This window comes from Microbacterium sp. Bi98 (assembly GCF_918698045.1).
Lineage (GTDB): Bacteria > Actinomycetota > Actinomycetes > Actinomycetales > Microbacteriaceae > Microbacterium.
In genome coordinates this window covers 35,412-42,802 of the sequence record NZ_CAKKLK010000017.1, presented here as the reverse complement: position 1 = coordinate 42,802, position 7,391 = coordinate 35,412, and the positions used below count along the sequence as shown (strand labels likewise).

6 protein-coding genes are annotated in these 7,391 nt (G+C 70.7%); all 6 read left to right on the top strand.

What is annotated here, in order from left to right; translation table 11 throughout:
• Positions 1-241 precede the first annotated feature (241 nt).
• The 6 genes from LQZ85_RS17190 (at position 242) to LQZ85_RS17165 (ending at position 6,995) form a co-directional block, all read left to right on the top strand.
• Complete coding sequence (locus tag LQZ85_RS17190; RefSeq protein WP_056279281.1) at positions 242-1,405, top strand: Gfo/Idh/MocA family oxidoreductase; 1,164 nt, start codon at positions 242-244, stop codon at positions 1,403-1,405.
• A 2-nt stretch (positions 1,406-1,407) separates the two neighbouring features.
• Positions 1,408-2,580, top strand: a complete 1,173-nt coding sequence (locus LQZ85_RS17185) for a dihydrodipicolinate synthase family protein (protein ID WP_230101254.1) — start codon at positions 1,408-1,410, stop codon at positions 2,578-2,580.
• Complete coding sequence (locus LQZ85_RS17180) at positions 2,577-3,440, top strand: sugar phosphate isomerase/epimerase family protein (protein ID WP_056279285.1); 864 nt, start codon at positions 2,577-2,579, stop codon at positions 3,438-3,440. Before LQZ85_RS17185 ends, LQZ85_RS17180 begins: the two co-directional genes overlap by 4 nt.
• A 569-nt stretch (positions 3,441-4,009) precedes the next feature.
• Positions 4,010-4,768: a sugar phosphate isomerase/epimerase gene (locus tag LQZ85_RS17175; RefSeq protein WP_056279287.1), complete on the top strand. Its 759-nt coding sequence runs from the start codon at positions 4,010-4,012 to the stop codon at positions 4,766-4,768.
• A 71-nt stretch (positions 4,769-4,839) separates the two neighbouring features.
• Positions 4,840-5,898 carry a LacI family DNA-binding transcriptional regulator gene (locus LQZ85_RS17170; RefSeq protein ID WP_082586640.1) on the top strand — a complete coding sequence of 353 codons (1,059 nt, stop codon included), beginning with the start codon at positions 4,840-4,842 and terminating at the stop codon, positions 5,896-5,898.
• On the top strand, positions 5,895-6,995 hold the full coding sequence (locus tag LQZ85_RS17165) for a glycerate kinase (RefSeq protein WP_056279295.1): 1,101 nt from the start codon (positions 5,895-5,897) through the stop codon (positions 6,993-6,995). The genes LQZ85_RS17170 and LQZ85_RS17165 overlap by 4 nt, the downstream gene beginning before the upstream one ends.
• The last annotated feature ends 396 nt before the right edge of the window (positions 6,996-7,391 follow it).

Sequence of the window (7,391 nt, the reverse complement as noted above, 5' to 3'; positions counted from 1 at the left end):
ATTCAGGTGCGTTTCTGGCCCCGCCCCCTACGGTGCGTGGCCAGAAACGCACCTGAATCGCGCCTTTCGGATGCGTTTGTGACCACGCACGCGGCAGGGGCGGCCACGCCACCGCCCCGCGAACCCGGATAGCGGTTTCCACCCGCCGCTTGCGCGCCCGACGGAGTCGTGGCATGCTGACGGAAAGCGCTTACCCATATCGGGCGACCGGCGCACCGGCTTCCCACAGAACGGACCAGCAATGTCGCAGACGACAACCCGCGAGATCGGGATCATCATGAACGGCGTCTCCGGGCGCATGGGCTACCGGCAGCACCTCGTGCGGTCGATCCTCGCGATCCGCGACCAGGGCGGCATCGAGCTGCCCGACGGATCCCGCATCACGGTCAAGCCGCTGCTTGTCGGCCGCAACGAGGCCAAGCTCGCCGAGCTCGCCGCGAAGCACGGCATCGACGACTACACGACCGACCTCGACGCGGCTCTGGCCGACCCGAAGTGGGAGATCTACGCCGATTTCCTCGTGACCAAGGCCCGCGCCTCGGCCCTTCGCAAGGCGATCGCGGCCGGCAAGGCGATCTACACCGAGAAGCCGACCGCCGAGTCGCTCGACGAGGCTCTCGAGCTCGCGCGTCTCGCGGACGAGGCCGGCGTCAAGACCGGCGTCGTACACGACAAGCTCTACCTGCCGGGTCTGCAGAAGCTCAAGCGCCTCATCGACTCCGGTTTCTTCGGCCGCATCCTCTCGGTGCGCGGCGAGTTCGGCTACTGGGTCTTCGAGGGTGACTGGCAGCCCGCGCAGCGCCCCAGCTGGAACTACCGCACCGAAGACGGCGGCGGCATCATCGTCGACATGTTCCCGCACTGGAACTACGTGCTCGAGAACCTGTTCGGCGAGGTCAAGAGCGTCTACGCGCAGGCCGCCGTGCACATCGCGGACCGCTGGGACGAGAACGGCGAGCACTACACCGCCACCGCCGAGGACGCCGCGTACGGCATCTTCGAGATCGAGGGCGGCATCGTCGCCGAGATCAACTCCAGCTGGACGGTGCGCGTCAACCGCGACGAGCTCGTCGAGTTCCAGGTCGACGGCACCCACGGATCCGCGGTCGTCGGACTCTTCGGCGCGAAGATCCAGCCCCGCAACGCGACTCCGAAGCCGGTCTGGAACCCCGACCTCGAAGACAGCCACGACTACGACGCCGACTGGCAGAACGTCCCGACCAACGATGTGTTCCTCAACGGCTTCCGTCAGCAGTGGGAGGAATACCTGGTCTCGTTCGTCGAGGGCACGAAGTACCCGTTCGACCTGCTCTCGGGCGCCCGCGGCGTGCAGTTCGCCGAGGCGGGGCTGACCTCCAGCGCCGAAGGCCGCAAGGTCGCACTCACCCCGCTGACGCTGGGCTGAGCATGACCACTCTCCGACTTCTCGACGCCGCGGGCGCGGTGACGGATGCCGAGCTGCGCGAGGGCGGCGGGTATACGCGTCCGGCCTCTCCGCTGCAGAGCCGCGTCGCGTACGCCGCAGCCCACGTCGTGCCGAAGGTGCACGCCGACAACACCCCGGGGCAGCCCGCCGACATCGACTGGGACTCGACTCTGGCGTTCCGCCGCAACGTGTACTCGTGGGGTCTGGGCGTCGCCGACGCCATGGACACCGCTCAGCGGAACATGGGGCTGGATGCCGCGGCGACGCGCGAGCTCATCGCGCGCAGCGCCGAGGTCGCCCGCGAGGAGGGCGGCTCGGTCGTGGTCGGCGTCAACACCGATCACGTCGCCGAGTCGCACATCTCGCTCGACCAGGTGATCGACGCCTACAAGGAGCAGCTGCACTTCACCGAGGAGCAGGGGGCGGGCCCGGTGCTCATGGCCTCTCGCCACCTCGCCCGTGTCGCTGAGAACGCCGACGACTACCGTCGCGTCTATCGCGAGGTGCTCTCGGCGGCCACCGTCCCGGTCGTGCTGCACTGGCTCGGCACGGCTTTCGACCCCGAGCTCGCCGGGTACTTCGGAGCGGACGACTGGCAGACGGCATCCGCTGTGCTGCTCGACGTGATCGCCGAGAACCCCGACAAGGTCGCCGGCGTGAAGATGAGCCTCCTGAACGCCGAGTCGGAGATCTCGGTGCGCGAGCGACTGCCGCAGGGTGTGCGCATGTTCACCGGCGACGACTTCAACTACGTCGGCCTCATCGGCGGAGACACCGTGGGGCAGGGTGACGGGCGCTCCGACGCGCTGCTCGGCGCGTTCGCGGCCATCACTCCGGTCGCCTCCGCGGCGATCCAGGCGCTCGATGCCGGGGACCCCGAGCTCTACCTCGAGATCCTCGGCCCGACCGAAGAGCTCAGCCGCCAGGTGTTCGCCGCGCCGACCTTCTATTACAAGACCGGTGTCGCCTTCCTCGCCTGGCTCAACGGGCACCAGCCCGCGTTCCAGATGGTCGGCGGACTGCACTCGGCGCGCAGCCTTCCGCACCTCAGCCGCATCGTCGAGCTGGCGAACGCGTCGCTCGCCCTCGAGAATCCCGAACTCGCACGCGAGCGCTGGCACGGGATGCTCCGCCTGAACGGAGTGGACCTGTGACCGTCGACCCGCGCCTGTCGATCAACCAGGCCACGATCAAGCACGCAGACCTCGCGACGGCGCTGCGGGTGACGGCGGATGCCGGCATCCAGGCGATCGGCCTGTGGCGCGAGCCCGTGAACGAGGTCGGGCTCGACGTCGCCGCGCAGATGCTCGCCGATTCGGGGCTGCGCGTCACGACCCACTGCCGCGGTGGTTTCTTCACCCTTCCGGAGGGGCCGGATCGCATCGCTGCGCTCGACGACAACCGCCGAGCGATCGAGGAGACCGCGACCCTCGCCGCCGCGGGCGCCGACGGATCGACGGCCGTGCTCGTGCTCGTGGCCGGCGGCATCCCGGTGGGATCGCGCGATCTGATCGGCGCGCGCGAGCGTGTGCGCGACGCGATCGGCGTGCTCGCGTCCGACGCGAAGGCGGCGGGCGTGACGCTCGCGATCGAGCCCCTGCATCCGATGTACGCCTCCGACCGCGCGGTCGTCTCGACGCTCGGGCAGGCGCTCGACATCGCGGCCGATTTCGATGCCGACGTCGTGGGCGCGGCGGTGGACACGTTCCACATCTGGTGGGATCCGCAGGTGCTCGAGCAGATCACGCGCGCCGGCCGCGAAGGGCGCATCGCGACGTACCAGGTGTGCGACTGGAAGACCCCGCTCGCCGCCGATGTGCTGCTGTCGCGGCAGTACACGGGTGACGGCGTGATCGACTTCGGCTCGCTCACGCGGGCCGTGATCGACACCGGATACGACCGTGACATCGAGGTCGAGATCTTCAACGCCGACATCTGGGCGGACGCTCCCGAGCACGTCGTCCGTCGCACGGCCGAGACCTTCGGCACCGCGATCTCGCCGCATCTGCGCTGACGGCCGCCGGGATCCGGTCGGGGTCGGGTTTCGGTCGGGGCCGGCGAACCGGGTCGGGCACCGGGATCCGGTCGGGCACCGGCCGCGAACGTCCGCGAGTGGGCCACGCTTCCACCGTCTGCAGGACTCGAGCACGGATGCAGGGCCATGACACCGTTTCCGTCCTGCATCCGTGCCTGGGTCCTGCAGACGGGACGCGGTGCGGCGGTCTTCTCGTCGGACCGGACCGGACCGGACAAGACCGAACCGGACCGGCCGAGGGAACCGGAACCGGACCGGACCGTTCGCCGGAACCGGACCGGACCGTTCGCCGGAGCACGTGCAGGACCCGAGCACGGATGCAGGGCCGTAACACGGTTTCTGTCCTGCATCCGTGCCTGGGACCTGCAGATGGGACGGGGGACGGCGGTCTTCTCGTCCGACGGGACCGGACCGGACCGGACAAGACCGAACCGGTCCGGACGCCGCCGAAGACCGGATCCCCACCCGGGAACCGCCCACCTGTACGCGGCGGTCGCGCACGGCGCAAGCCCCGAGACACCCCGCCGAACGATTGAGAGGATGACGTCATGACGAAGATCCGCCCAGGACTCTGCTCGGTGACCTTCCGGTCGCTGAGCGCCGAACAGGTGGTCGACCTCGCTGCCGACGCTCGACTCGAGGTCATCGAGTGGGGAGCCGATTCGCACGTGCTGCCCGGCGACGTCGAGCAGGCCGCGAGGGTGGCGACGCTCACGACGGATGCCGGGCTCGTCGCGTGCTCCTACGGCTCGTACTTCCGTGCCGGTGCCGACGAGCCGATCACCCCCGTGCTCGACACCGCCGAGGCGCTCGGTGTCGATCGAGTGCGCGTCTGGGCAGGGCCGATCGGGTCCGACGAGGCGTCGCCGCAGGACTGGGCGTCGACGATCGCCCGACTGCAGGATGCTGTCGATGAGGCCGCCGCCCGGAGAATCTCGCTCGCGCTCGAGTTCCACTCCGGAACGCTCGCCGACACCGCCCCGACGACGCTGCGGGTGCTCGACGAGGTGGCTCGGCCGACGCTCAGCTCGTACTGGCAGCCGACGGTCGGTGCCACGGTCGATGCGGTGCTCGACGAGTACCGCGCGATCGCCGACCGGGTCAGCGCCGCGCACGTGTTCTCGTGGTGGCCGGATCACGAGAGGCTTCCGTTGCGGGCGAGGGATGCCCTGTGGACCCGCTTCTTCGCGGATGCGCTGTCCGCGACGACTCCGCCCCGAGATGCGCTGCTCGAGTTCGTACCCGGCGATGATCCGGCGCTACTGGGTGGCGAGGCGGCGACGCTGCGCGCCTACCTCTCCCTCTGAGCCATGCGCCCCCGCAGCCCGGTCGCCGGACCCTCCCCGGCATCGCCCTCACCGCGCAGTATGCTCAGGGCATGAGTCAGCAGGAAAGCCCTTCCCGCGTGCGTCAGCCGCGGCATTCGCGGGGCGCGGCCCCGACCCTGCATGACGTCGCCCGTGAGGCCGGGGTCTCGCTCGCCACGGCATCCCGTGTTCTCAATGGATCCGAGCGCAAGGTGGCCGAGTCTTTCCGCGAGCGCGTCGAGCAGGCGGCCGCCGAACTGGGCTACACGGCGAACGCATCGGCGCAGGCGACCGCCCGAGGAACCTCGCCCGTGATCGCACTCCTGGTCGCCGACATCGCCGACCCCTACTTCGGACTCATTGCAGCCGGTGTCGCCCGCGGAGCCGACGAACAGGGTCTGGTCGTGACGATCGCGATCACCGAACGAGATCCGGCACGCGAGGCGCGCATCGTGCGGGCCCTCCGTGGGCAGCGACCCCAGGGCCTGATCCTCGCCGCATCGCGCACGAACGAGCCGACGGACTCCGACACCTCACGCGAGCTCGCGGAGTACGCCCGCTTCGGTGGACGCGTGGTCACGTTCGGCGCCGGCAGCGCAGACAACCGCCACGTCGAGATCGACAACCGCGCCGGCGCCGAAGCGCTCGGTCGCCGCATGGCGTCTCTCGGATACCGCTCCGCCATCGCGATCGGCGCGGCCGAGGGAGTGCTGACGTCGGACGAGCGTCTCGCCGGATTCCGCGCCGGCTTCGAGACCGACGGCGGGGTGATCGAGCGGGTGATCCGCGGCGACTTCCGCCGCGAATCGGGTGCGCAGGCGATGACGGCGGCCCTCTCCGACGGCGTCGAACCCGGCACCCTCGTGTTCGGCATGAGCGACGTGGTCGCGATCGGAGCGATGGCGGCGATCCGCGAGGCCGGTCGTGAGGTCGGTGCCGACATCGCGGTCTGCGGCTTCGATGACGTGCCCTCGAGCAGCGATGTCACCCCGGCGCTCACCACCGTGCGCGTGCCGCTCAGCGAGGTCGGATATCAGGCCTTCCGTGCGACGGTCGACGCCGACTGGCAGCAGGCTTCGCTTCCGCTCGAGGTCATCGTGCGGGCGAGCACCCCCGGACTCACCCGATGACCCGCGTGGTGCTGGCGCCGGACAGCTTCAAGGGCACGATCACCGCGGCGGATGCGGCGGCATCCCTCGCCGAAGGCTGGTCATCGGTCGAGCCGACCGCGACGTTCGTGCACCGCCCCATGGCTGACGGCGGCGAGGGCACCGTCGCCGCGTTCGAGGCGGCCGTGCCGGGAGCGCGACGCATGCCGGTCGTCGTCGACGGACCCGCGGGGCTGGCGCTGGAGACTAGCTGGCTGCTGCTTCCCGTCTCGGGGGATTCTCCCGGGGGGACCGCCGTCGTCGACCTCGCGTCGACCTCGGGCATCGAACTGCTCGACGAACTGCGTCCGTGGGATGCCGACACCACCGGATTCGGCCAGGCGATCGCCGCCGCCCTCGACCACGGCGTCACGCGACTGGTCGTCGGCATCGGGTCGAGCGCGTCGACCGACGGCGGCACCGGGATGCTGACCGCCCTCGGCGCGCGATTCCTCGATGCCGCCGGTGAGCCGGTCGCACGAGGGGCCCGCGGTCTCGCCGACATCGCCTCCGTCGACCTGAGCGGCCTGCGCACGGCGCCGCGGGTGCGCGTGCTCACCGACGTCACGAATCCCCTCGTCGGCCCGCGGGGCGCCGCAGCCGTGTTCGGACCGCAGAAGGGTCTCGTCGGCCCGGAGCTCGCCGAAGTGGATGCCGGACTCGCGGGCCTCGCCGAACTGCTCGGCCTCGACTCCGCACTGCCGGGCACCGGAGCCGCCGGTGGCACGGGCGGTGCGCTGGTCGCCTGGGGTGCGACGCTCGCCCCGGGCGCCGCCGAGGTGGCGGACCTGATCGGCCTCGCCGACGCGATCGCCGACGCCGACCATGTCATCACAGGGGAGGGGTCGTACGACGGTCAGTCCGGAGACGGCAAGGTGCCCTCGTTCATCGCCGGCCTCGCGTCGACGACCGGTGCGACCGCCCTGCTCGCCGCCGGACGCATCACGGCCGACTCCGACACCGCGCTGTTCACGGCATCCGCGTCGCTCACCGAGATCGCCGGATCGTCGGATGCCGCGCTCGCCGACCCCGCCCGCTGGTTGCGCGAGGCCGGAGCCCTGCTCGCCCGCTCAGTCTGACGCATCGCCTCCGCGCGCGTCGGCCCGCGGTGGGGTTCGCTGTTGCGCAGCATCCGTCCGCATCCGTCCGCATCCTTCCGCCCGGTTGCCCCCGCCCCCCGCAGCATCCGCCCGCCAGCCAGTCGGGACCACTTTCGCAGCCGGCTCGCCAGCCGGGGCCACTTTCGCACCGGGGATGGCCGTTTCGGATGCGTAATTGACCCCGCACACGCAGGGGCGGCGAGATAGGGGACGCGAGGGCATTTTCGCCCGCCAGTCGGGGTCAGTTTCGCATCGCGGACGCCAGCCGGGGCCACTTTCGCATCGGGATCAGCCGTTTCGGGTGCGTAATTGACCCCGCACGCACACGGAGGGGATGCCGTGGGGCAGTCCGCCCCCGGATCCGCCACGCGGGCG